Genomic DNA, 21072 nt, shown 5'->3' with positions numbered 1-21072 from the left:
AAAAGGGAGGAGATTCATATGAAACCAGTAGTAAGACAATATACTAATGATGAAAAACTGATGAAGGATGTTGAGGAACTCAGGGAAATCGGAGTTGCAAGAGAAGATATTTACGTTCTGTCACATGATGACGACCGTACTGAAAGACTCGCAGACAACGCGGATGCCAATACGATCGGAGCCGAAGAGACAGGCCTTAAAAATGCCGTGGGCAATATCTTCAACAAAAAAGGGGACGAACTTCGCAATAAAATTCATGAGATCGGCTTTTCAAAACAGGAAGCAGAACAATTCGAGAAGCAGCTTGATGAAGGAAAAGTCCTCCTCTTTGTCACGGATCATGAAAGAGTGAAATCCTGGGTATAAATTGAGACTGCCGACAAGGTCGGCAGTTTTTTTAATAAAATAAAATTTGAATGATAGCAGGAAAGGAGTAGAATAATAAACGAAAACGATATGAATAGGAGGAAAAGGTTTTGGCTAAAGAAAAAGATGCAGAACAAAAATCGGCATTGAACATCATTCCTCTTACGGTCACGATTTTAGTCGGAGCGGTGATTTGGTTTATTCCGTCGCCCGCCGGATTGGACCCGAAAGCATGGCACTTATTTGCAATCTTTGTGGCAACGATTATCGGCTTTATATCAAAACCGCTGCCGATGGGGGCAATCGCCGTATTCGCATTGGCGGTCACGGCGCTGACCGGAACGCTGTCGATTGAAGAAACGCTCAGCGGTTTTGGAAACAAGACGATTTGGCTGATCGTCATTGCCTTTTTTATTTCACGGGGATTCATTAAAACCGGTTTAGGTGCGCGAATCGCCTATTTATTTGTGCGGATGTTCGGCAAAAAAACACTCGGACTCTCGTATTCACTTCTTGTCAGCGATTTGATTTTGTCGCCGGCGATCCCGAGTAATACCGCACGGGCCGGGGGAATTATTTTTCCGATTATTCGTTCGTTATCCGAAACTTTTCAGTCAACGCCCAAGGACGGCACGGAACGGCGCATTGGCGCTTTCTTGCTGAAGGTGGGCTTTCAGGGGAACTTGATCACTTCAGCGATGTTCTTAACGGCTATGGCGGCAAACCCGCTGATTGCCAAACTTGCCCATGATGTGGCAGGTGTGAATCTGACCTGGACAAGCTGGGCTGTGGCGGCCATCGTCCCGGGACTTGTCAGCTTGATCATCACCCCGCTTGTCATTTATAAACTGTATCCGCCTGAGGTGAAAGAAACGCCTGATGCGGCGAAAATCGCAACAGAGAAGCTGAAAGAAATGGGCCCGTTCAAAAAATCGGAACTCTCGATGGTCGCGGTCTTTTTGCTCGTCCTTTTTTTATGGATTTTCGGCGGAAACCTGAAAATTGACGCAACGACAACGGCATTGATCGGTTTAGCCGTCCTGCTTTTGACACAGGTTCTGACGTGGGACGATATTAAGAAAGAGCAAGGCGCATGGGATACGCTGACATGGTTTGCCGCGCTCGTCATGCTGGCGAGCTTTTTGAATGAACTCGGCATGGTCGGCTGGTTCAGCGATGCGATGAAATCGTATGTTTCAGGATTCTCCTGGGTCAGCGCATTTCTCATTTTAATTGCGGTTTACTATTATTCGCATTATTTTTTTGCGAGTGCAACCGCTCATATCAGCGCGATGTATTCGGCCTTTCTCGCCGTGATTATCGCTGCAGGCGCTCCGCCGCTCCTCGCAGCATTAAGCCTTGCGTTTTTCAGCAACCTTTTTGCTTCGACGACACACTACGGAGCTGGAGCGGCACCCGTCTTTTTCGGGGCCGGCTATATTCCACAAAGCAAATGGTGGTCAATCGGCTTTATCCTGTCGATTGTTCATATTGTGACATGGCTTGTTGTCGGAGGGCTATGGTGGAAATTGTTGGGTATATGGTAAAATGAAGGGCAGGAGAGATCCTGTCCTTTTTTATGTTTATTTTGAAGCAGTTGATTTGAAATTCCACAATTTATGGTCGAAAAAGTGTGCATTTCAGTCAGTTATAACTGGTATGCACTGAACGATGGTGACGTAAGGGGGATATTAATGTTTTGGTCAGTTGATTTAATGCTGCTCGGTTTCATGTGCGCAATCGTCTACTTTTTGTACGACATTGTGAAAAACCGAAAAAAAACAAGTTTTTTTAGAAAAATGGTGTTTGCCAGTTTTATTGTTTATTTGAGCGTCGTTTATCACTATACGATAGGCGGAATCAACATTCCGCCGCAGCCGGCATACGCTCAAATGAACATTCAGCTCATTCCGTTTTATTTTGTCGCTGAATGGGTGCAAATGCATCAGCAGAGCGGGTTTGATTGGTTTTTTTGGAATTCTGTCAAGCTTACATTTTTTAATGTTTTATTGCTCATTCCTTTAGGTGTGTATCTTTCCGTTCTATGGAGAAAAATTTCGCTGAAAAAAGCGACGGTTTTTGTTTTTTTGACGAGCTTTTTGATTGAGAGTCTCCAGCTTGTGCTATCTGTGACTGGATTCATAATGGCGAGAACCTTTAATGTGGATGATTTAATTTTAAATACGGCCGGCGGAGTAATCGGTTTCTGCCTGACGTCTTTCATGTTCGGAGCCAAAGGCTCAGCTTCCCGCCGAAAAGGTCTGCATTTTTGAAGAAGTGCGAAAGATGGTTCCCGCCAGGGCAATCATCTTTTTTAGTTAAAATTGAAAGCTCAGATTCTTGAATCGGTGCATGCCTGTGCCGTGTTTTGCCAGCCCGTGTTTCTTTAAGTGCAGTGCCGCATGCCCGGCTTCCTGCAAAATGTCAGGAGCAAGACCGAGCTGATGATGCCCGCCGAAAACCTTTTTCACGCGCCCGATAGCCGAGATTTTTTCAAGTGACTGAATCAATTGGACCGGATCAGTCGTCGGGTAGAATGCATAGATGGGGGCTCCGGTATACAGCAGGTCGCCGGTAAACAAGTAGCCTGACGCCGGATCAAAGATACAGATATGCCCCGGGGAGTGTCCGGGCGTATGATAAATAACGAGCGGCCTTGAATCGCAGCCGACTGTGTCGCCGTCTTGCAGCGTTCCCGACGGTTCACCTCTGAACGGGGTGTATGTTTCAGCGGAAAAGCCGGCCGGTACAGGTTTAGTGATATCTCGAGAGACATCGCGGCGAATGTGCTCGATCGGAAGCCCTTTGATTCCATCCGTCAGCCAGTCTTTCTCGGCTTCATGAACGTAAATGCGCTGATATTCACCGTGGCTTCCGATGTGATCCCAATGGACATGGGTTGTGATGACGCTGACCGGCAGATCGGTCAGACTATCCGTTACCGTCTTCATGCTGCCGATACCAAGACCTGTATCAATTAAAACGGCTTCCTTCGCCCCAATCAGCAAGTAAGAGTGCACATTTTCCCAATGCCCGTATTCGCTGATCGCATATGTGGATTCATCAAGCTCTGTTACAGTAAACCATTGACCATCTCCCATTGGTTTGTCCCTCCTTCATTTTTTCAAAGGTGCTCATCCATGCATATCCTCAAGTCAAATGTGCAAAGTAATAAAATATATGATAAGTGAGTGTGGTGAACATAATGAGTGATCCTTACATGCCTTTGACATCCATCAACAGCGGGGTCCTGGAAGAGTATGCCGAAGGCGTATTCGGTTTGACGGTGCAAATCGTCAATGTGTATTTTATTTTCGATCCCGATTCGCGGGAAGCCGTTTTAATCGATGCCGGAATGCCCAAGTCCGCTCCATTTATTTTAAGAGAGGCAAAGGAGCGGTTCGGCGATTTTAGCCTAAAAGCAATCGTTTTGACGCACGGACATTTCGACCATGTCGGCGCTTTGGAAGGTCTTCTCGAAACATGGCCGGTTCCAGTTTACGCCCATGAAAAAGAAATGCCTTATTTAACGGGAAAAGCCGATTATCCGCCTGCCAAACCGCAAGTAAAAAGCGGGCTGGTTGCAAAGATGTCTCCGTTGTTTCCGAGGCACTCAATCAACATTTCGTCCCATGTAAAGCAGCTTTCTGAAGATGGTTCGCTTCCGTTTCTTAAAGGGTGGAAATGGATTGAGACGCCGGGACATACACCGGGTCATGTTTCGCTTTTCCGGCAGTCGGACAGAACCTTGATCGCAGGCGACGCCGTTACAACTGTAGAGCAGGAATCTCTGTTTGAAGTGGCGATTCAAAAGCAGGAGCTGAACGGACCCCCGGCTTATTTCACAATGGACTGGACAAAAGCGGCAGACTCGGTTCGGAAGCTGTCGGAATTAAAACCGGCTGCATTGTTGACGGGACACGGTGTACCGATGAAAGGAAGCGATTTTTCCAAAGAGCTCCTTGATCTGTCAGGCCGCCTTCCCGCTTCTGATTCGTAAAATGCCATATGCTGCCCTTAAAACATTCAGCCAGGCTGAATGTTTTTTTATAGGGAAAAACTAACCATTTACATGTGATGATGGCCATCCATCGTTCTATATTTCGGATGTTGTTGTATACCAAAGGAATCATTTTCTGAAATTTTAGACAAAATAAGCTGATATTTCATTTATAATGCAGGTATGCCTGAAAGGAGCTGAGAAAAGATGAACATTCAAAAAAGGGTCCAAGCTTTGCTGGCAGCTGCGGCAATGTTTGCAGGACTGATGGTGTCTGATGCGGTTCACGCTGCGGAAACCCCTTACTATGGAAAGAACTATACTCAGCCAGAGCAAGTGTCATCATTATATCCGGAACCGGAAGAAACTTTCTCGACCCCTGCTTTTGTGAAAGAAGGGGAAGCCTTTACGACACAAGAAGAAATGATGAAGTTTATAACCAGTCTGACAAAGAAAAGCCCGAATGTCAAAATCGGGAATATCGGTTTTTCAATTGAAAAAAGAAATATTCCCGTGCTTTATTTCACAAAGGATAAGCAAATACGTTCCATATCAAAAAAACCGACCGTCTGGCTGCAAGGACAGATACACGGAAATGAGCCGGCGGCGGGAGAATCGGTCCTGGCGATGGCTGAAAAACTGGCCGGGCCGTACGGCGACAAAGTGTTGGACAAGATCAATGTCATCGTCGTTCCGCGGGTCAATCCCGACGGCTCGTATCAGTTTAACAGACGGCTGGCGAGCGGAATCGACGGAAACAGGGATCATGTTAAGCTTGAATCTCCGGAAGTCCGCGCCATTCACCAGGAGTTCAATCAATATTCGCCTGAAGTCGTTATTGATGCCCATGAATACGGTGTCGGCCAAAACGAATTTCAAAGCGTAGGCGAAAAAGGGTCATTAAAATACCATGATATTTTAATTTTATCAGGAAAAAACTTAAACATTCCCGAATCGATCAGGTATGCGTCTGACAGCCTTTATGTGAACGGCGTCAGAGCTAAACTTGATGAAAAAGGTTTTTCTAATGATGCATATTATACGACAGGAAAAAGCAAGGACGGAAAAATCGAAATCTATGAAGGCGGTACTGAAGCGAGAATCGGGCGTAATGCATTCGGCCTCCAGCCTGCTCTTTCCTTCCTAGTGGAAAGCAGGGGGATAGACATCGGACGCGAAAATTTTGCAAGAAGAGTCGCGGCTCAGGTTGCTACGCATGAGACGATCATCGACACGACAGTGAAGCATGCAGCCGAGATCAAGCGCCTTGTCGCCAAAGAAAAATTAAAGCTGATAAAAAATGGTGCAAAAGTAAGCGATAAAGACCAAGTGGTCATCAACAGTGAGTTTGCAGGGCCGTATAAAGAAACGCTGAAAGTCGCTGATATCGCTTCAGGACAAGCAGTTGACGTTCCTGTCCAATATTACAGCGCTTCGGAAGCCGTCCCTGTGCTGTCAAGAACACGTCCGACCGCTTACCTTGTCCTTCCGGGCCATCAAGATATTGAGCAGAAGCTGAAGGATCAGGGATTAAAAAGCGTGACACTTCCTTTCAAACAAAAGCTCACCGCTGAAGCGTATGAGGTTTTATCGAAAGAAACATCGGGAGAATCTGAGGGCCGGCCTGTGATCAAGGTGGAAACGAAGCTTAAAAAACAGAAAAAAGAGTTTCCAAAAGGAACAAAAATCTATTTTACAGCACAGCCGCAAAGCAATCTGCTGTCGATTGCGCTTGAGCCGGAATCGGTTGACAGTTATGTAAGCACGGGTTACATCCCTTCTCAAACAGGCAAACAGCTGCCGGTTTACCGCTTCATGCTGAACACCAAAACGCTTAACATTAAGGAATAATCATCAGGCATCCGTCTTTGACGGATGCTTTTTAGCGGTTTTTTGTCTTTTCATACATAATGGTTTTAAACTAAGATTGAAACCTATACAATAAATATCAGTCTGAAATCTGGAAGGAGAGAATCCGGTTGGAATCATATGAAGAATTATGGAGGGAAGCCAAGACCTTCATCGAGCTCTGCTACGGGGAACTGTCGAAGTCCGAAGAAGAAACAAGGATGCGCTTACATAAAATAGACGAAGAAATCAGAGAAACCGGAAGCTATACACATACATTAGAAGAAATCGAACATGGCGCGAAAATGGCGTGGAGAAACAGCAGCCGCTGCATCGGCCGGCTGTTTTGGCACTCTCTTACTGTCATCGATCAAAGAGGCGTTCAAACCGAGGCAGAGGTGCGGGATGCGCTTTTTCACCATATAGAGCTTGCGACAAACGGAGGGAAAATCAGACCGTTCATTACGATTTTTCCCCCGGAACAAAGCGGGCAAAAAAAAGTGTCCATTTGGAACCATCAGCTGATCAGGTATGCGGGGTATGAAACGGAGCAAGGTGTCATCGGCGATCCGGCATCATTGGAACTGACAAAAGCGTGTGAAGCGCTCGGCTGGAAAGGCGAAGGTACGCCTTTTGACGTTTTGCCGCTTGTTTTTCAAATAGATGGCCATCCCCCTGTGTGGTATGAGCTGCCTCGTGAAATCGTCAAAGAGGTCAGGATTGAACATCCGGAGATTGAAGGCTTTAAAAGTCTGGGGCTGAAGTGGTACGGTGTGCCGATTATAGCCGATATGAAGCTGGAGGTCGGAGGAATTCATTATAATGCCGCCCCGTTTAACGGCTGGTATATGGGAACGGAAATCGGAGCGCGCAACCTCGCGGATACAGACCGCTATAATGTACTCGAAAAAGTGGCAGCCATTATGGGACTTGATACGGAACGGAATACTTCGCTGTGGAAAGACAAGGCGCTTGTTGAATTAAATACGGCGGTGCTTCACTCTTATAAAAATGCCGGCGTCAGCATTGTTGACCACCATACCGCGGCAAGCCAATTCAAGCGGTTCGAGGAGCAGGAAGCTGAAGCGGGAAGGGAGCTTTCAGCAAGCTGGACATGGCTGATTCCGCCGTTATCTCCGGCAGCGACCCATATCTTTCACAGCTATTATGAAAATAAAACGCTTAAACCGAATTACTTTTATCAGGAAAAGCCTTATTCGAACGATTGAGAGGACGAATAGACAATGAGAAAAATCTACTTGCTATGCAGCGTATTCGCTGTATGTTTAACGATGCTTACATATACAGAAACAGAAGCAAAAGCGGCCAAAATCGTACTCGGCTATACAACAGGGGAAGCAGCTTCCTATCAATCGCTGACGGCATACCATCACTATATCAATGCCGCAGCTCTCGACACCTACGCGTTTAATCAAAAAGGAGATATCATCGGAGACACTCCGAAAAAACAATTATCGTTTGCAAAGAAGAAACGCCTCAAGACGTGGGCGGTCATTTCAAACTACAACGAATCCATTCACGATTTTGACGGGAATCTGGCATCAACGGTCATGTCCGGCAAAACGGCGCGGCAGCACTTTACAGAACAGCTTATTACGCTTGCGAAGAAGCAGTCGTTTACCGGAATTAATATTGATTTTGAAGCTGTAAAGCCGAACGAGAGAGCTAAATACTCAAGCTTCATCCGTCATGTCGCAGCCGCTTTGAAAAAACACAAGATCAAAACGATGGTTTCGGTACCGGCGAAGAGTGCAGATGACCGAAAAGATGGTTGGAGCTGGCCGTATGATTATGCGGAAATCGGAAAATCAGCTGACTATGTTCAAGTCATGACTTACGATGAACACGGGATCTGGAGCGAGCCGGGCTCTGTTGCCGGAATGAACTGGGTCAAAAGCTCATTAGCATATGCGGTGAAAACGATCAAAGCCGAAAAAGTCATTATGGGCATCCCCTCATACGGGAATGATTGGGATTTAACATCCCGAAAGAACAGCAAATTGAAGCAGTGGAACGACGTGAAGGCGCTTAAGAAAAAAGTGAAGGCTAAGCCTGTATATGATAAAAGATCGGGGTCGATGAGATTTTCTTATACAGATCAACACAAACACCGCCATGTCGTTTGGTATGAAGATGAAAAAACGATTGCGGCGAAAAGCCGCCTGGCCATGCGATATAAAATCGCAGGAGTTTCCGTCTACTCGATGGGACATGAATCGGCCTCTTTTTGGCAGGCGGTGCGGAAGGGAATAAAATAAAGGCTCCAATTCGGAGCCTTCTTTTTCATTTATTCTCATGTCAGCTTTTCATATTGATTTCTTTCCGGTACAGGACATAAGAATAAATATAGGGCGCGAAAACCGTTGCCAAAATAACCGGAAGCATGATTTCTGGGCTGATAGATAACAATCCGTCCGCAATGATCAGCAGTCCTGCTAAAGTAAATACTTTCGCCGCAAATCTGTGGGTTTTTTTCCAGATTGAATCGCTGCTCAATGTCCAAGGGTTTTTGATCCCGAAAAAAAAGTTGGAGCGGATTCTCGGGAGGTAATTGCCTATGACAATGAGTAGAGCGCCTACTAGAACCGGTACAATGCTGCCAGCGGGCAGATCATACCCGAGCCCTGTCATGATTACAAGCACGTTGATCAGGGAAAATAGAATCAGCATGGCATTGATGAGAAGGTAATAAGTCTTTGAAAAAAGCTGATAGTTTTTTCTGCGCGGATCGATTTTTGGCGTTAAGAACATCAACACATACACAAAAACGAGCAGCCCGGTCATGATAAGCATTGCTTCCATTTTTGAAGCATAACTGTCGACTTCTCCCGAAAATGACCAATGAATTGGAACTTGATCGGAAATGTGCGGATAAGCGATGGCCCACATGATTAGATTTATGGCGATTATAGCGAGTGAAAAGATGTGTTTTCTCATTTGGCATCCCCTTTATCTTTGCCGGCTTGCTCAGTAAAACTGAAAGCCCAGCCGATGATTTCTTGAAATATTGTGGTGTTCAGCGAGTAAATGATGTATTGGCCTTTTTTTTCATCTTGAATTAATTCAGCCTGTTTTAAAATTTTTAAATGCTGAGATATACTTGGTTTAGACATTTGAAACTGGTCAGATATTTCACCGGCGGTCATATCCCGATCCTTCAGCAGATTTAAAATTTTTCTTCTCGTCGGGTCAGCTAGAGCTTTAAAGGTTTGATTCATATTCAGCATCCTTGGAATTAAGTATTTAGCTATTTAACTAAATACTAAAATAAAAGAGGAATTTAGTCAAGATACGTTTGAAAAATCCGCCATCTCCGGCGGATTTTTCAATAGCTGATATTAAACTTGTGGAATCCGTCAATCTCTTTTGTTTCTTCGACATTCACGTCCGTTACTTTTGAGAAGGGACTTCCTTTTTGAATCGCTTTTAAAAATGGCTTCAGACTTTCCTCGGGTCCTTCGGCGCGGATTTCAACTGTACCGTTGTCGCGGTTCCGGACCCAGCCGGTCAATTTGTGCTTATCTGCTTCCATTTGAACAAAATAGCGAAATCCCACGCCCTGAACGCGTCCGTCTACAATGATTCTGTATTGAAGCATCGGGAACACTCCTTTTCTTTTATGCTACCATATTTCTCATTTTGAGATCATGGGATAGACATGTTTCGGATAAATCGTTAAAATATGAAAATAAAGGAAGGGCGTGAGGTTTTGGAGCATCAGGAGTATGAAATTTTATCTATTCATGTAGGCCGTCCGCACACATACGAATTCGACGGAAAACAGGTGGAAACGGCAATCGTGAAGGAGCCTGTCGGCGGACCCGTATATTTGAGCCGTACGAATTTTGAAGGGGACGGGCAGGCGGATCTGATTCACCACGGAGGAGTGGATAAAGCGGTTTGCGTCTATCCGGCGGACCACTACATGTATTGGGAAAGCGTCTTGAAGCGGAAGCTGCCGGAGGCGGCATTTGGAGAAAACGTGACGGTTAAAGGGCTCACCGAAAAAGATGTGTGCATCGGTGATATCTTCAAGCTAGGGGAGGCTCTTGTTCAAGTCAGCCAGCCGCGCCAGCCTTGTTTCAAGCTTGCCAAACGGCTGAATCAAAAAGATATGGTGTTACAGGTGAGGGACACCGGGTTCAGCGGATTTTATTTCAGGGTTCTCGAAGAAGGAATCGTTGCGCCCGATTCCGGGCTGCAGCTCGTTTCAAGAGATGCGCATGAAGCCACAGTTTCGTACGCTAACCATTTGATGTACCATGACAGGGGCAATCACCCCGCCATTCGGAAGATCCTTGAGGTTGAAGCGCTGTCGGAAAGCTGGAGAAGCTCATTTTTAAAGGAGCTGAGCGCATAAAAACAAGCCGTGTCCGAAAAGGAGCACGGCTTTAACATGTTTATTTTTTGACGCTTTCAAGCAGGTTGGCCAAAAAGTGTTTTTTATAGCTTTGAAGCTTTCTTCCTTCATACTTTGTCATTCCCAGCTTTTTCAGTTCTTCTACATACCAGCCTTTGCTTCCGTAATGCATGGCAGAAAACTCCCTTCTATAATTCGATGCAATTGGCATTCTAACATCTATAGAAAAACGCTGAAAAGGGATAGGCGGCAATTTTTAAAAACTGAGTCTTTCGTCGTAGTTTGGAAGTTTGAGGAAGGCTTCAGCCGTGTGTCAAACTGGTGACGATCATCACAATGATCGAGATGCTGAGGACGATTCCGATATATTTTAAGAAGCCGTTCTTTTTTTTATGAGCATATACGATTAACAGGATGCTCTCGATGAAAAAGATCAGCCCGATGATGGCAAACAGCATGCGGTAAAGCTCCTTTCGGCACAGTTTGTCTTTTATTTTAGCATAAAAGCCCGGACTTCTATGAGCCGGGCTTTTTCACGTAATCAGTCAAGCTGTGTTAAAATGATCGGTTCGTTTTTCGTAATGACGATCGTATGCTCGATCTGTGCCACAAAGCTGCCGTCAGGCGTTTTGAATGTCCAGCCGTCTCCGGCTTCGATGGTATGCTCGGCTTTTGTGGAAACAAACGGCTCAAGGGCGATGACGGTTCCGTTTTTAAAGAGCGCATTATCAAACGGGTCATAGTAATTTAAGATATGGTTGGGCGCTTCATGGAGGTTCTTTCCAATCCCGTGTCCCGTCAGGTTTTTAATGACGGTAAATCCGTTTGCTTTTGCTTCATTGTATACGGCTCTGCCGATTTGGTTTTGTTTCTTGCCGGCGCGCGCCTGCAAAAGTCCCTTTTGAAATGCGCTTTCCGCGCTTTGGCAAAGCTTGTGCAGCGTTTCATCGCCTTTTCCGAGTACAAATGAAATGCCAGTATCAGAATAGTAGCCGCCAAATTCAGCGGAGATGTCGATGTTGATCAAATCCCCTTCTTTTAAAATCGTGGATTCGCTTGGGATACCGTGGGCGACTTCATCGTTCACACTGATGCACGTCGTTCCTGGGAAATCGTATTCTTTTTCCGGAGCCGATGCGGCGCCATGAGCCTCAAGCACTTCTTTACCGATGAGGTCCAGCTCTTTTGTACTCATGCCGGGTGCTGCTTTTGCCTTCATTTCCTCCCTGGCTAAAGCGACGATTCTGCCTATTTTCTTGAGCCCTTCCAGCTCTTGGTCATTTGTTACAATCACAATTCATTCCCGCTTTCTTTTTTTATATTCCATTTCAAGCTTACCATATCTGCTTGCGAAAAAGGAACAGAGCGGCTTCAAGACAAAAAAAAGCACCCGCTTATAAATAAGCGGGTGCTGTCTGTTTATTGTCCGGAATCTGATTTCGTAGTTTGCGCCGCATCAGATTCTGATGTTTTCGGATTGTGGTTGGTGTAGTCGTAGTCGCTCGGGTTGATCGCTTTAAAGCCTTTCGGTTTATAAAAACGCAGCAAATCTCCGTCGACGATTTTATCCGACATTTCGAGTTCTTTTTTCACGGACTCATCGATGTTCGGATCGATGTCTTTTTCGTTCAGAAGCTCTCCTGTTTTCGTGTCGTAGTAGTTTCCGTTCGTTTTCGTATATTCCGGAGAAACGAAATCGCCGTTGCGGAACGGAATAACTTCACGGTGTTCCGGTGACAGAAGGTCTGAACCGCTCATCAGGTAATCTTTCGTATTCACGCCCATCAAATGAAGCAGGGTAGGGGCTACATCGACTTCGCCGCCGTATTTATTGGATTTGATTCCCTTGACCCCAGGCGCGTGGATGAACAGCGGAACCCTTTGCAATTGGGCATTTTCATTCGGTGTGATGTCTTTGCCCAATACTTTGGCCATCGCTTTGTTGTGATTTTCCGAAATACCGTAGTGGTCTCCGTACATGACGACAATCGTATTATCATACAGTCCGGATTTTTTCAGATCGTTGAAAAATTGTTCAATGGCCTGATCCATGTAGTTGGCCGACTGGAAATAATGGTCAACGACGCTGTCGCCGGTATCGCCGGCAGGGAAGTCTGTATCGCCTTCATCCATCTCGAACGGAAAATGGTTCGAAAGGGTGATAAACTTCGTATAGAACGGCTGTTTCAGGCTTTTCAACAGCGGCATTGATTCTTCAAAGAACGGTTTATCTTTCAATCCGTAGTTTTTCGTTTTATCTTCGCTCATATCGTAATACGTAGCGTCAAAGAATTTGTCATAACCGATGGCTTTATACATTTCATTGCGGTTCCAGAACGTTTTGTAGTTGCCGTGGAATGCCGCTGATGTATAGCCTTGAGACTTCAAAATGGCCGGAGCCGACTGCAGCGTGTTTTGCGCTTTATTAATGAACACTGACCCTTGTGATAAAGGATACAGCGAGTTGTCCATCATAAATTCCGCGTCAGACGTTTTACCTTGTCCTGTTTGGTGGAAAAAGTTATCAAAATAAAACGTTTCATTGTCATGCGCCAGTGAATTTAAGAACGGCGTGACTTCCTTGCCGTCGATCTTATAGTCGATCGCGAACGTCTGAAGTGATTCCAGTGAAATGTAAACCACGTTCATGCCTTTCGCTTTTCCGAAGTATTCGGCATTCGGCTTATCATGATTGGCTTTAATATAGTTCTCTACTTCCGTCACGTCGCTGGAGCTTGCCAGTGCGCGCTGGCTGTTTGACTTGATATTCTGCACCGCATCATAGATTGTGAAGTTGTAGGTCCCCAAATATTTCACAAGGTAGTTGCGGTCAAAAGAACGGGTCAGAAGCTCCGGACGATCAATCTCGGCAACGGCCAGGTTGACGAGGAAGACAAGGACGCTTGTTCCCAGCACAATTTTAAACGGGCGCTTCGTTGTTGTTTCAGAAGGTCTGTTATAGAATACAGCCAGCCCGATTAAAATAAAGGTATCGATGAAATACAAAACATCAAGCGGGTGCATGAGCGAGAAAATGCTGTCCCCGAGCTGCCCCCCGTTTGTTTTTGCCTGCATGATCGTAGGCAGCGTGATAAAGTCGCTGAAAAATCTGTAGTATACGACGTTTGCATATAGCAAAAAAGACATTAAAAAATGAATCACTATAATCGCTGTCTGCTGTATTTTTTTCTTGAACAAGAGTCCTAATCCAAGAAAGAACAAGCTTGAGCTAATCGGATTCACAAAAAGCAAAATCTGTTGTACTGTGTTGGTTATTCCTAAATTAAATTCAATTACATACGCAGCATAAGTTTTCAGCCATAGCAATATGGCGGCTATCAGGAAGAAGGCAAGACCTCTTTCCTTAATAAATCTTTTCAATTGTTACACTCCTTTTTTCCGGATCAGTAAAAAACCATCGGAACGAAAGAAAAAAACGAATGTATAAAATATACCATGAAATACCGATTTAGAAAAGCGGAAATCAACCTTGTGAAAAGAAGCTCAAACCCCCTGGTAAATCAGGGTTTTACAGTTTTCTAAAAAACATTTGGGAATATTTTACGCTTGTCTTGCATTGGCGGGAACGCATCTTTATGGCAGACTGTTGTTAGTATATGAACAAAAGGGGAGGATGTAGACCATGGATTTTTCGAGCATTGTTTCTGAAGATAAGATTAAGCGGGCCATTAAGGACGGCGAATTCGAAGGGCTTCCGGGAATGGGGAAACCCTTGAAAAAAGACGATGCCGCCCATGTTCCAGAGCATCTCCGCATGGCTTACCGGGTGATGAAAAACGCCGGAATGACGGGGGATGAAGGGGCTTTGAAGAAAGAGCTGATGACAATTGACGACTTAATCGCAAAGTGCACGGATGAAGACGAGCGCGATCGTTTAATTGAGAGAAAAACAGAAACGCGGCTCAGGCTCGACAGGCTCGCCGACAAGAAAGGCATGTTTTCCAAACCTGCCTCAGCGTTTTATAAAGAAAAAGTGTACCGAAGGCTCAGCGGGAAATAAAAAAGCGCTGAGCAGGTTTATTTCTGTCCTATAGTGGTATTGACCCATAAACGAATAAAAGGGTGATAGGATGGAACGATTGTTGAACTGGGTTGAATACATATCAGATTGGCTTTGGGGGCCGCCGCTCATCATACTGCTGACAGGGACGGGAGTCTATTTAACGATCCTGCTGAAATTTTTTCAATTTCGCTATCCTCTCTATATCTTTAAGCAGACGATCGGAAGCGTCGGCAAAAAGCCGAAAGGAGAAGGGACGGTTACACCGTTGCAAGCTTTGACATCGGCTCTCAGCTCAACAGTCGGCGCCGCCAATATCGTCGGTGTGCCTGCGGCGATCATGTTCGGCGGTCCGGGAGCCGTGTTTTGGATGTGGCTGGTCGCTCTGTTTGCCATGGCGATCAAGTTTTCGGAAAGCGTCCTCGCCGTCCACTACAGAGAAAAAAACGAAGAAGGCGAATATGTCGGGGGGCCGATGTATTACATTACAAAAGGACTCTCTATGAAATGGCTCGGCGTCTTTTTTTCGGTCGCGCTGATGATTGAGCTCGTTCCGAGCATCATGGTGCAGGGAAATTCGGTTTCCGCATCATTAGCTGAGTCGTTTTCATTCAATCGTTTATACACCGGAATCGGGATTGCTTTTTTGATCGGTTTAGTGGTGATCGGAGGGATTAAACGGATTGGAAAAGTGACAGAGCTTGCGGTTCCGCTTATGGCAGGGGCGTACATCGGGGCCGGTTTCTTGATTGTCGTCATGAACCTTTCTTCTGTACCCGCATTTTTCTCTCTCATCTTTTCGAATGCGTTTACATCTTCTTCGGCATTCGGCGGCTTTGCAGGTGCGGCGGTTGCTGAAACCGTTCGTTGGGGGTTTGCACGTGGACTTTATTCCAACGAAGCCGGGATGGGGACGGCCCCGATTGCGCATGCGGCGGCGATGACCGACCACCCTGTGAGACAGGGATTCTGGGCGGTGATCGGCATTGTGGTCGATACGCTGCTGATATGCACGACTACAGCCTTCGTCGTGCTCGCATCAGGCGTCTGGACCGGTGAAAATGCGTCGAGCAATCCGGGAGCACTGGCGGCAGCCGCATTCCGCAGCTATTTCGGCCCTGTGGGCGGATACTTCGTCTCCGTCTCGCTCGTTTTCTTTGTCTTATCAACGATCACAGTGGTTATTTTTTACGGAGTAAAACAAGCTGAATTTCTGTTCGGACGGCTCGCGGGGCATATGATTAAATTCGTCTATCTGGCCGCCGTCATCATCGGGGCTGCCGGAGGAGCAAAGGCAATATGGGGATTCCTTGATCTTGCGCTCGTTTTCATTCTTATTCCGAATATTTTGGCGGTGCTGCTCTTGAGCAAAAAAGTAAGGTCTTTATATGATGAGTTTTTTACATCAGAAAAGTATTATTTGAAAGACATCGGTCAGCAGGACGGCGCTGATGAACGTGATGAAAAAGTGAACAATTTATGATCTCAGCCGGTTGTTCCCGGCGTATAAATCGGAGGAAGCCTTGCTATCCTTCGTTTTATGAAGGGAACGGCCGGGCTTTTTTTATTTTTGAAAGCGCTATAAAAATATGTTGACTACTTGTATATACAGGAATACAATATAGATATAACATGTATATACAAGTTATAAGAGGAGAAGGAGGGATTGGAATGACTGATTTAAATCAATCAGCGCGACGGATTGTCGATGCTGTCGGCGGTGCGGACAACATTGCAGCGGTAACCCATTGTGTGACGCGTCTGCGATTTGCACTGCTCGATGAAAGCAAAGTCAATCAAGAGGTGCTGGAGCAAATAGATGTTGTCAAAGGATCGTTTTCAACGAACGGCCAATTCCAAGTGGTGATCGGCCAAGGAACGGTCAACAATGTATACGCGGAGCTGGTGAAGGCCACAGGAATCGGCGAATCGTCAAAAGATGACGTCAAGAAAGCCTCAGAGAAAAATATGAATCCTTTACAGCGTGCTGTGAAAACGCTTGCAGATATTTTTATTCCAATATTGCCGGCGATTGTCACCGCCGGACTGTTGATGGGAATCAACAATATCCTGACGGCTCAAGACATTTTCTTCAGCGGAAAATCGATCGTTGAAGTCTATCCTGAATGGGCGGATCTCGCCAATATGATTAACTTGATTGCGGGAACGGCTTTCGCATTTCTCCCGGCATTAATCGGCTGGTCGGCCGTCAAGCGGTTTGGCGGAAATCCGCTGCTCGGCATCGTGCTAGGCGTCATGCTTGTGCATCCTGATTTGTTAAACGCTTGGGGATACGGGGCTGCCGAGCAAAGCGGAGAGATTCCTGTCTGGAATTTATTCGGTCTGGAAGTGCAGAAGGTCGGCTATCAGGGGCAGGTGCTTCCTATTTTGCTCGCATCTTATTTGCTTGCAAAAATTGAGCGCTTTTTGACAAAGCGGACGCCTGAGAGCATTCAGCTCCTTGTCGTGGCGCCGATTACGCTGCTTGTCACAGGTTTTGCTTCATTTATTGTCATTGGACCGATTACATTTGCCATCGGAAATGTCTTAACATCAGGCCTTATTGCTGTCTTTGAACAATTTGCCGTACTGGGCGGACTGTTATACGGCGGACTTTACGCCGCTCTCGTCATTACCGGAATGCATCATACATTCCTTGCCGTTGACCTTCAGCTGATCGGATCAAAGCTCGGCGGAACATTTTTATGGCCGATGCTGGCGCTGTCCAATATCGCACAAGGTTCAGCCGCGCTTGCGATGATGTTTATTGTCAAAGATGAGAAGCAGAAAGGTCTGTCCTTGACATCCGGCATTTCAGCTTATCTCGGAATTACCGAACCGGCGCTGTTCGGGGTGAATCTCAGATACAGATTTCCGTTCGTGATCGCGATGATCAGCTCGGGGATTGCCGGAATGTTCATTTCCTCGCAAGGGGTTTTGGCAAGCTCTGTCGGCGTCGGCGGTGTACCCGGAATTTTCTCTATCATGAGCCAATACTGGGGAGCGTTTGCAGTCGGGATGGCGATCGTGCTGATCGCGCCGTTCGCCGGAACATACCTCTATGCAAAATTAAAAATGAAATAAGAGAGGGAGAGGGGCGCGCATATTTGTCAGCCCTTTTCCCATTTCATAAAGAAGAAAACGGTGGTGTTGAAAAGTGGAAACGAAAGAAAATCCATGGTGGAAAAAAGCAGTCGTCTATCAGATTTATCCGAAAAGCTTTAAAGATACAACAGGTAACGGTGTCGGCGACATTCGCGGCATCATCGAAAAGCTCGACTACATCAAGGAGCTCGCCTGTGATGTCATTTGGCTGACGCCGATTTATCAATCGCCGCAAAATGACAACGGCTATGACATCAGCGACTATTACAACATTCATGAAGAATATGGAACAATGGCCGACTTTGAAGAGCTTCTAGAAGAGGCTCACAAGCGCGGCATAAAGGTGATCATGGATCTTGTCGTCAACCATACATCAACAGAGCACAAATGGTTTAAAGAAGCAGCGTCCGGAAAAGAAAATCCGTATCGCGACTTTTATATTTGGAAGGACATGAAGCCGGACGGCGCTCCGCCGACAAACTGGGAATCGAAGTTCGGCGGCTCGGCGTGGGAGTTTCAAGAAGAGACCGGACAGTATTATCTCCATCTCTATGATGTGACACAGGCGGATTTGAATTGGGAGAACGATGAAGTCAGAAAAAAAGTGTACGAGATGATGCATTTCTGGTTTGAAAAAGGAATCGACGGCTTCAGACTTGATGTCATCAATGTCATCTCAAAAGACCAGCGTTTCCCTGATGATGACGAGGGGGACGGGCGCAGATTTTATACGGACGGGCCGAGGGTTCACGAGTTTTTGAATGAAATGAACAGGGAGGTCTTTTCAAAATACAACAGCATGACGGTCGGGGAAATGTCATCGACGACAATCGCAGATTGCATCCGGTATACAAACCCTGAAAGCCGGGAGCTCGATATGGTGTTTAACTTTCACCATTTAAAGGCCGACTATCCAAACGGGGAAAAATGGGCGCTGGCGGATTTTGATTTTCTAAAGCTGAAGAAGATTCTTTCTGAATGGCAGACTGAAATGCATAAAGGAGGCGGGTGGAACGCATTGTTCTGGTGCAACCACGACCAGCCGCGGATCGTCTCACGTTACGGCGACGACGGAAAATACCGCATAAAATCTGCGAAAATGCTGGCAACCGCGATTCATATGCTTCAGGGGACACCATACATTTACCAGGGAGAAGAGCTCGGGATGACCAACCCGAAATTCGATGACATCTCTCTTTATCGGGATGTCGAATCTCTCAATATGTACCGTCTGCTGAAAGAAGCAGGAAAGCCGGAAGCCGAAATCATCGAAATCCTGAAAGCGAAGTCCCGTGATAATTCAAGGACGCCGGTGCAGTGGAACGGAGAAAAAAATGCCGGGTTTACGACGGGGACACCGTGGATTCCGGTGCCTGCCAACTACAAAGAAATCAATGCAGAAAAAGCGCTCAGCGATCCTGACTCGATTTTCTACCATTATAAAAAGCTGAATAAGCTCCGCAAGGAATTCGATATCATCACAACCGGAGATTATCAGCTGATTCTGGAAGACGATCAAGCACTTTATGCGTATTTGAGAAACGGAGCGGATGAAAAACTGCTGGTGATCAATAATTTTTACGGGAAAGAGACCGAGTTTCAGCTCCCTGATGATATTGATATTGACGGCTATGATGCCAAGGTTCTCATTTCCAATGACACCGATCTTCCCGAGTCATTTACACGCTTTAAAGTGAAACCGTATCAATCGATTGTTTATCATCTCGCCAAACCATGCTAAACTAAGCGTGGTGGTAAAAAAATGAAGATCAACAAGTATATGATGATTTACAAACAAATTGCAGAACAAATCGATCAAAGCATACTGAATGCCGGAGATATCCTGCCGTCTGAAAACGACCTTGCCGAACAGCACGACACCTCGAGGGAAACGGTTCGGAAAGCGCTGAATGTGCTTGCCCAGAACGGATATATTCAAAAGATCAAAGGAAAAGGGTCAGTCGTGCTGCACAGGGAGAAAATGCAGTTCCCGGTTTCCGGTTTGGTCAGCTTTAAGGAACTTTCAGAAACGCTTGGCAAAGAGACAAGCACGACGGTCCACGAGTTCGGCTTGACGCATCCGGATGCATATATTCAAAAGCAGCTTCGCACTTCTGGAGATGAAGAGGTATGGCGGGTCGTCAGATCGCGGAATATTAACGGAGAGCGCATCATCCTGGATAAAGACTATTTTATCCGCAAGCATGTGCCGCTCTTGACGAAAGAAATATGCGAGGACTCGATCTACCAATACCTTGAAGGTGAATGCGGGCTCGTCATCAGCTATGCCCATAAGGAAATTGTGGTCGAGCCATGTACGGCTGAGGATCAAGAATATTTGGATTTGAACGGATACGAACACATTGTGGTTGTGAAGAATTTTGTTTTCCTTGATGATACAACCTTGTTTCAATATACGGAAAGCAGACACCGCTTGGATAAATTCCGTTTTGTCGATTTTGCAAGAAGAGAAAAGTAGCACGGTGCGCCTGACGGCGGCCGTGTTTTTTTATGCAGCCGTTTCTCATCACGTCCGCATTGAATATGCTACAGCAGGTGTAAATGAGAAATGGAGGATGTAATCAATGATTCATGAAACCGTAAAGATCGGAAAGAACGTAGTATTGGGAGAGCACGCTGTCATTGAAGAAAATGTGGTCATCGGGGACAACGTAACAATCGGTCATCATGCCATTATTAAAAAGGATACTCAGATCGGCAGCGGGGTGAAAATCGGCGATTTGGCCGTCCTTGGCAAAGCGGCTTCTTCAAATAAAAAAATGGCCCGCCAGCCGAAGCAGGCGGGAGCGCCTTTGCGGATAGAAGATGATGCCGTAGTCGGTGCGAGTGCTGTTATATACCGGGACGTGCTGTTGGAAAAAGGCGTTTTTGTGGGAGACATGGCGAGCATTCGCGAAAATGTTGCGATCGGAAAAGAAAGCATTATAGGACGCAACGCGATGGTTGAAAACAATACCAAAATTGGAAAGAGAGTGACGATTCAAACGGGCTGTTATATCACCGCTGATATGACGATCGAAGATGAAGTGTTTATCGGTCCTTGCTGTTCCACATCAAATGATAAATATATGGGAATGGGAAACTACCCGTATCAAGGTCCAACTATTAAAAGAGGAGCGAAAATCGGAAACAACGCAACATTGCTGCCGGCGGTCGTCATCGGGGAGCATGCGGTCATCGGAGCGGGCGCCGTCATCACAAAAGATGTTCCCGCAGGCAAAACGGCTGTGGGCAATCCAGGCCGGTTGCTGAAATAACGGTTTTTCAATCTTAGCCGTGTTATATAACGTGTCTGCAAAAAAAGAGAGATCATAGGATATAGAGCTTTAA

General features: G+C 46.0%; 22 protein-coding genes. 14 read left to right on the top strand and 8 right to left on the bottom strand.

Going from position 1 to position 21072, the window contains the following annotated elements; genetic code table 11:
* Nucleotides 1-18 precede the first annotated feature (18 nt).
* From M1D90_RS18125 to M1D90_RS18115, 3 genes are all read left to right on the top strand, one after another.
* On the top strand, nucleotides 19-366 hold the full coding sequence (locus M1D90_RS18125; protein WP_020450524.1) for a general stress protein: 348 nt from the start codon (nucleotides 19-21) through the stop codon (nucleotides 364-366).
* Nucleotides 367-476: 110 nt separating this feature from the next.
* Nucleotides 477-1913 carry an anion permease gene (locus M1D90_RS18120; protein ID WP_020450525.1) on the top strand — a complete coding sequence of 479 codons (1437 nt, stop codon included), beginning with the start codon at nucleotides 477-479 and terminating at the stop codon, nucleotides 1911-1913.
* A 147-nt stretch (nucleotides 1914-2060) separates the two neighbouring features.
* Nucleotides 2061-2639 (top strand): VanZ family protein, encoded by a 579-nt coding sequence (locus tag M1D90_RS18115; protein WP_145654446.1) that lies wholly within the window; start codon nucleotides 2061-2063, stop codon nucleotides 2637-2639.
* Nucleotides 2640-2684: 45 nt separating this feature from the next.
* Here the strand turns inward: M1D90_RS18115 and M1D90_RS18110 are convergent, their stop codons facing one another.
* A complete protein-coding gene (locus M1D90_RS18110; RefSeq protein ID WP_065644555.1) occupies nucleotides 2685-3467 on the bottom strand; it encodes an MBL fold metallo-hydrolase in 783 nt (260 codons plus the stop codon).
* Between the two features lie 104 nt (nucleotides 3468-3571).
* On the opposite strand from M1D90_RS18110, the gene M1D90_RS18105 reads away from it, so the two are divergent.
* The 4 genes from M1D90_RS18105 to M1D90_RS18090 all read left to right on the top strand — a co-directional run bounded on the left by M1D90_RS18105 (nucleotide 3572) and on the right by M1D90_RS18090 (nucleotide 8493).
* A complete protein-coding gene (locus M1D90_RS18105) occupies nucleotides 3572-4366 on the top strand; it encodes an MBL fold metallo-hydrolase (protein WP_167511152.1) in 795 nt (264 codons plus the stop codon).
* Between the two features lie 207 nt (nucleotides 4367-4573).
* Entirely contained in the window at nucleotides 4574-6217 is a 1644-nt protein-coding gene (locus tag M1D90_RS18100; RefSeq protein WP_231006263.1) for a M14 family metallopeptidase, read from the top strand.
* Nucleotides 6218-6345: 128 nt separating this feature from the next.
* Nucleotides 6346-7443, top strand: coding sequence for a nitric oxide synthase oxygenase (locus tag M1D90_RS18095; protein WP_020450533.1), 1098 nt, complete (start codon nucleotides 6346-6348; stop codon nucleotides 7441-7443).
* A gap of 15 nt (nucleotides 7444-7458) precedes the next feature.
* Complete coding sequence (locus M1D90_RS18090; protein WP_026578893.1) at nucleotides 7459-8493, top strand: glycosyl hydrolase family 18 protein; 1035 nt, start codon at nucleotides 7459-7461, stop codon at nucleotides 8491-8493.
* Between the two features lie 40 nt (nucleotides 8494-8533).
* Here the strand turns inward: M1D90_RS18090 and M1D90_RS18085 are convergent, their stop codons facing one another.
* From M1D90_RS18085 to M1D90_RS18075, 3 genes are all read right to left on the bottom strand, one after another.
* Nucleotides 8534-9172, bottom strand: a complete 639-nt coding sequence (locus M1D90_RS18085; RefSeq protein WP_020450535.1) for an SdpI family protein — start codon at nucleotides 9170-9172, stop codon at nucleotides 8534-8536.
* On the bottom strand, nucleotides 9169-9453 hold the full coding sequence (locus M1D90_RS18080) for an autorepressor SdpR family transcription factor (protein ID WP_020450536.1): 285 nt from the start codon (nucleotides 9451-9453) through the stop codon (nucleotides 9169-9171). The genes M1D90_RS18085 and M1D90_RS18080 overlap by 4 nt, the downstream gene beginning before the upstream one ends.
* A 107-nt stretch (nucleotides 9454-9560) precedes the next feature.
* Complete coding sequence (locus tag M1D90_RS18075) at nucleotides 9561-9833, bottom strand: acylphosphatase (protein WP_020450537.1); 273 nt, start codon at nucleotides 9831-9833, stop codon at nucleotides 9561-9563.
* Between the two features lie 111 nt (nucleotides 9834-9944).
* Between M1D90_RS18075 and M1D90_RS18070 the strand changes: the two genes are divergently transcribed.
* Nucleotides 9945-10595 carry an MOSC domain-containing protein gene (locus tag M1D90_RS18070; RefSeq protein WP_035336959.1) on the top strand — a complete coding sequence of 217 codons (651 nt, stop codon included), beginning with the start codon at nucleotides 9945-9947 and terminating at the stop codon, nucleotides 10593-10595.
* A 40-nt stretch (nucleotides 10596-10635) separates the two neighbouring features.
* Here the strand turns inward: M1D90_RS18070 and M1D90_RS18065 are convergent, their stop codons facing one another.
* The 4 genes from M1D90_RS18065 to M1D90_RS18050 form a co-directional block, all read right to left on the bottom strand.
* On the bottom strand, nucleotides 10636-10767 hold the full coding sequence (locus M1D90_RS18065) for a DUF2639 domain-containing protein (RefSeq protein ID WP_003179731.1): 132 nt from the start codon (nucleotides 10765-10767) through the stop codon (nucleotides 10636-10638).
* Between the two features lie 130 nt (nucleotides 10768-10897).
* Entirely contained in the window at nucleotides 10898-11053 is a 156-nt protein-coding gene (locus M1D90_RS18060) for a hypothetical protein (RefSeq protein WP_020450539.1), read from the bottom strand.
* An 83-nt stretch (nucleotides 11054-11136) separates the two neighbouring features.
* Nucleotides 11137-11889 carry a type I methionyl aminopeptidase gene (gene map, locus M1D90_RS18055; RefSeq protein WP_020450540.1) on the bottom strand — a complete coding sequence of 251 codons (753 nt, stop codon included), beginning with the start codon at nucleotides 11887-11889 and terminating at the stop codon, nucleotides 11137-11139.
* Nucleotides 11890-12014: 125 nt separating this feature from the next.
* Nucleotides 12015-13976 carry an LTA synthase family protein gene (locus M1D90_RS18050; RefSeq protein WP_212930565.1) on the bottom strand — a complete coding sequence of 654 codons (1962 nt, stop codon included), beginning with the start codon at nucleotides 13974-13976 and terminating at the stop codon, nucleotides 12015-12017.
* A 262-nt stretch (nucleotides 13977-14238) separates the two neighbouring features.
* Between M1D90_RS18050 and M1D90_RS18045 the strand changes: the two genes are divergently transcribed.
* The 6 genes from M1D90_RS18045 (at nucleotide 14239) to M1D90_RS18020 (ending at nucleotide 20999) form a co-directional block, all read left to right on the top strand.
* Complete coding sequence (locus M1D90_RS18045) at nucleotides 14239-14616, top strand: DnaJ family domain-containing protein (RefSeq protein ID WP_212930564.1); 378 nt, start codon at nucleotides 14239-14241, stop codon at nucleotides 14614-14616.
* A gap of 70 nt (nucleotides 14617-14686) precedes the next feature.
* A complete protein-coding gene (locus M1D90_RS18040) occupies nucleotides 14687-16099 on the top strand; it encodes an alanine/glycine:cation symporter family protein (protein ID WP_456282942.1) in 1413 nt (470 codons plus the stop codon).
* A 188-nt stretch (nucleotides 16100-16287) separates the two neighbouring features.
* A complete protein-coding gene (treP, locus tag M1D90_RS18035; RefSeq protein WP_095292875.1) occupies nucleotides 16288-17700 on the top strand; it encodes a PTS system trehalose-specific EIIBC component in 1413 nt (470 codons plus the stop codon).
* Between the two features lie 73 nt (nucleotides 17701-17773).
* Nucleotides 17774-19462 (top strand): alpha,alpha-phosphotrehalase, encoded by a 1689-nt coding sequence (gene treC / locus M1D90_RS18030; RefSeq protein WP_456282941.1) that lies wholly within the window; start codon nucleotides 17774-17776, stop codon nucleotides 19460-19462.
* Nucleotides 19463-19483: 21 nt separating this feature from the next.
* The gene (treR, locus tag M1D90_RS18025; protein WP_020450546.1) at nucleotides 19484-20200 is read left to right on the top strand and encodes a trehalose operon repressor; all 717 of its coding nucleotides are present in this window, start codon (nucleotides 19484-19486) and stop codon (nucleotides 20198-20200) included.
* Between the two features lie 106 nt (nucleotides 20201-20306).
* A complete protein-coding gene (locus tag M1D90_RS18020; protein WP_039073272.1) occupies nucleotides 20307-20999 on the top strand; it encodes an N-acetyltransferase in 693 nt (230 codons plus the stop codon).
* The last annotated feature ends 73 nt before the right edge of the window (nucleotides 21000-21072 follow it).

The sequence above is a fragment of the Bacillus sp. JZ34 genome (assembly GCF_053903205.1).
Note: the sequence above shows the minus strand (reverse complement) of the source record. Positions and strands in the feature narration are given on the sequence as shown.

What these genes read in the sequence shown, in the direction of transcription:
- M1D90_RS18045 (WP_212930564.1), top strand. Translation starts at nt 14,239, where the DNA reads ATGGATTTTTCGAGCATTGTTTCTGAAGATAAGATTAAGCGGGCCATT.
- M1D90_RS18065 (WP_003179731.1), bottom strand. Translation starts at nt 10,767, where the DNA reads ATGCATTACGGAAGCAAAGGCTGGTATGTAGAAGAACTGAAAAAGCTG.
- treP (WP_095292875.1), top strand. Translation starts at nt 16,288, where the DNA reads ATGACTGATTTAAATCAATCAGCGCGACGGATTGTCGATGCTGTCGGC.
- M1D90_RS18090 (WP_026578893.1), top strand. Translation starts at nt 7,459, where the DNA reads ATGAGAAAAATCTACTTGCTATGCAGCGTATTCGCTGTATGTTTAACG.
- M1D90_RS18080 (WP_020450536.1), bottom strand. Translation starts at nt 9,453, where the DNA reads ATGAATCAAACCTTTAAAGCTCTAGCTGACCCGACGAGAAGAAAAATT.
- M1D90_RS18125 (WP_020450524.1), top strand. Translation starts at nt 19, where the DNA reads ATGAAACCAGTAGTAAGACAATATACTAATGATGAAAAACTGATGAAG.
- M1D90_RS18075 (WP_020450537.1), bottom strand. Translation starts at nt 9,833, where the DNA reads ATGCTTCAATACAGAATCATTGTAGACGGACGCGTTCAGGGCGTGGGA.
- M1D90_RS18110 (WP_065644555.1), bottom strand. Translation starts at nt 3,467, where the DNA reads ATGGGAGATGGTCAATGGTTTACTGTAACAGAGCTTGATGAATCCACA.
- M1D90_RS18085 (WP_020450535.1), bottom strand. Translation starts at nt 9,172, where the DNA reads ATGAGAAAACACATCTTTTCACTCGCTATAATCGCCATAAATCTAATC.
- M1D90_RS18020 (WP_039073272.1), top strand. Translation starts at nt 20,307, where the DNA reads ATGATTCATGAAACCGTAAAGATCGGAAAGAACGTAGTATTGGGAGAG.
- M1D90_RS18105 (WP_167511152.1), top strand. Translation starts at nt 3,572, where the DNA reads ATGAGTGATCCTTACATGCCTTTGACATCCATCAACAGCGGGGTCCTG.
- M1D90_RS18060 (WP_020450539.1), bottom strand. Translation starts at nt 11,053, where the DNA reads ATGCTGTTTGCCATCATCGGGCTGATCTTTTTCATCGAGAGCATCCTG.
- M1D90_RS18115 (WP_145654446.1), top strand. Translation starts at nt 2,061, where the DNA reads ATGTTTTGGTCAGTTGATTTAATGCTGCTCGGTTTCATGTGCGCAATC.
- M1D90_RS18100 (WP_231006263.1), top strand. Translation starts at nt 4,574, where the DNA reads ATGAACATTCAAAAAAGGGTCCAAGCTTTGCTGGCAGCTGCGGCAATG.
- treR (WP_020450546.1), top strand. Translation starts at nt 19,484, where the DNA reads ATGAAGATCAACAAGTATATGATGATTTACAAACAAATTGCAGAACAA.
- M1D90_RS18040 (WP_456282942.1), top strand. Translation starts at nt 14,687, where the DNA reads ATGGAACGATTGTTGAACTGGGTTGAATACATATCAGATTGGCTTTGG.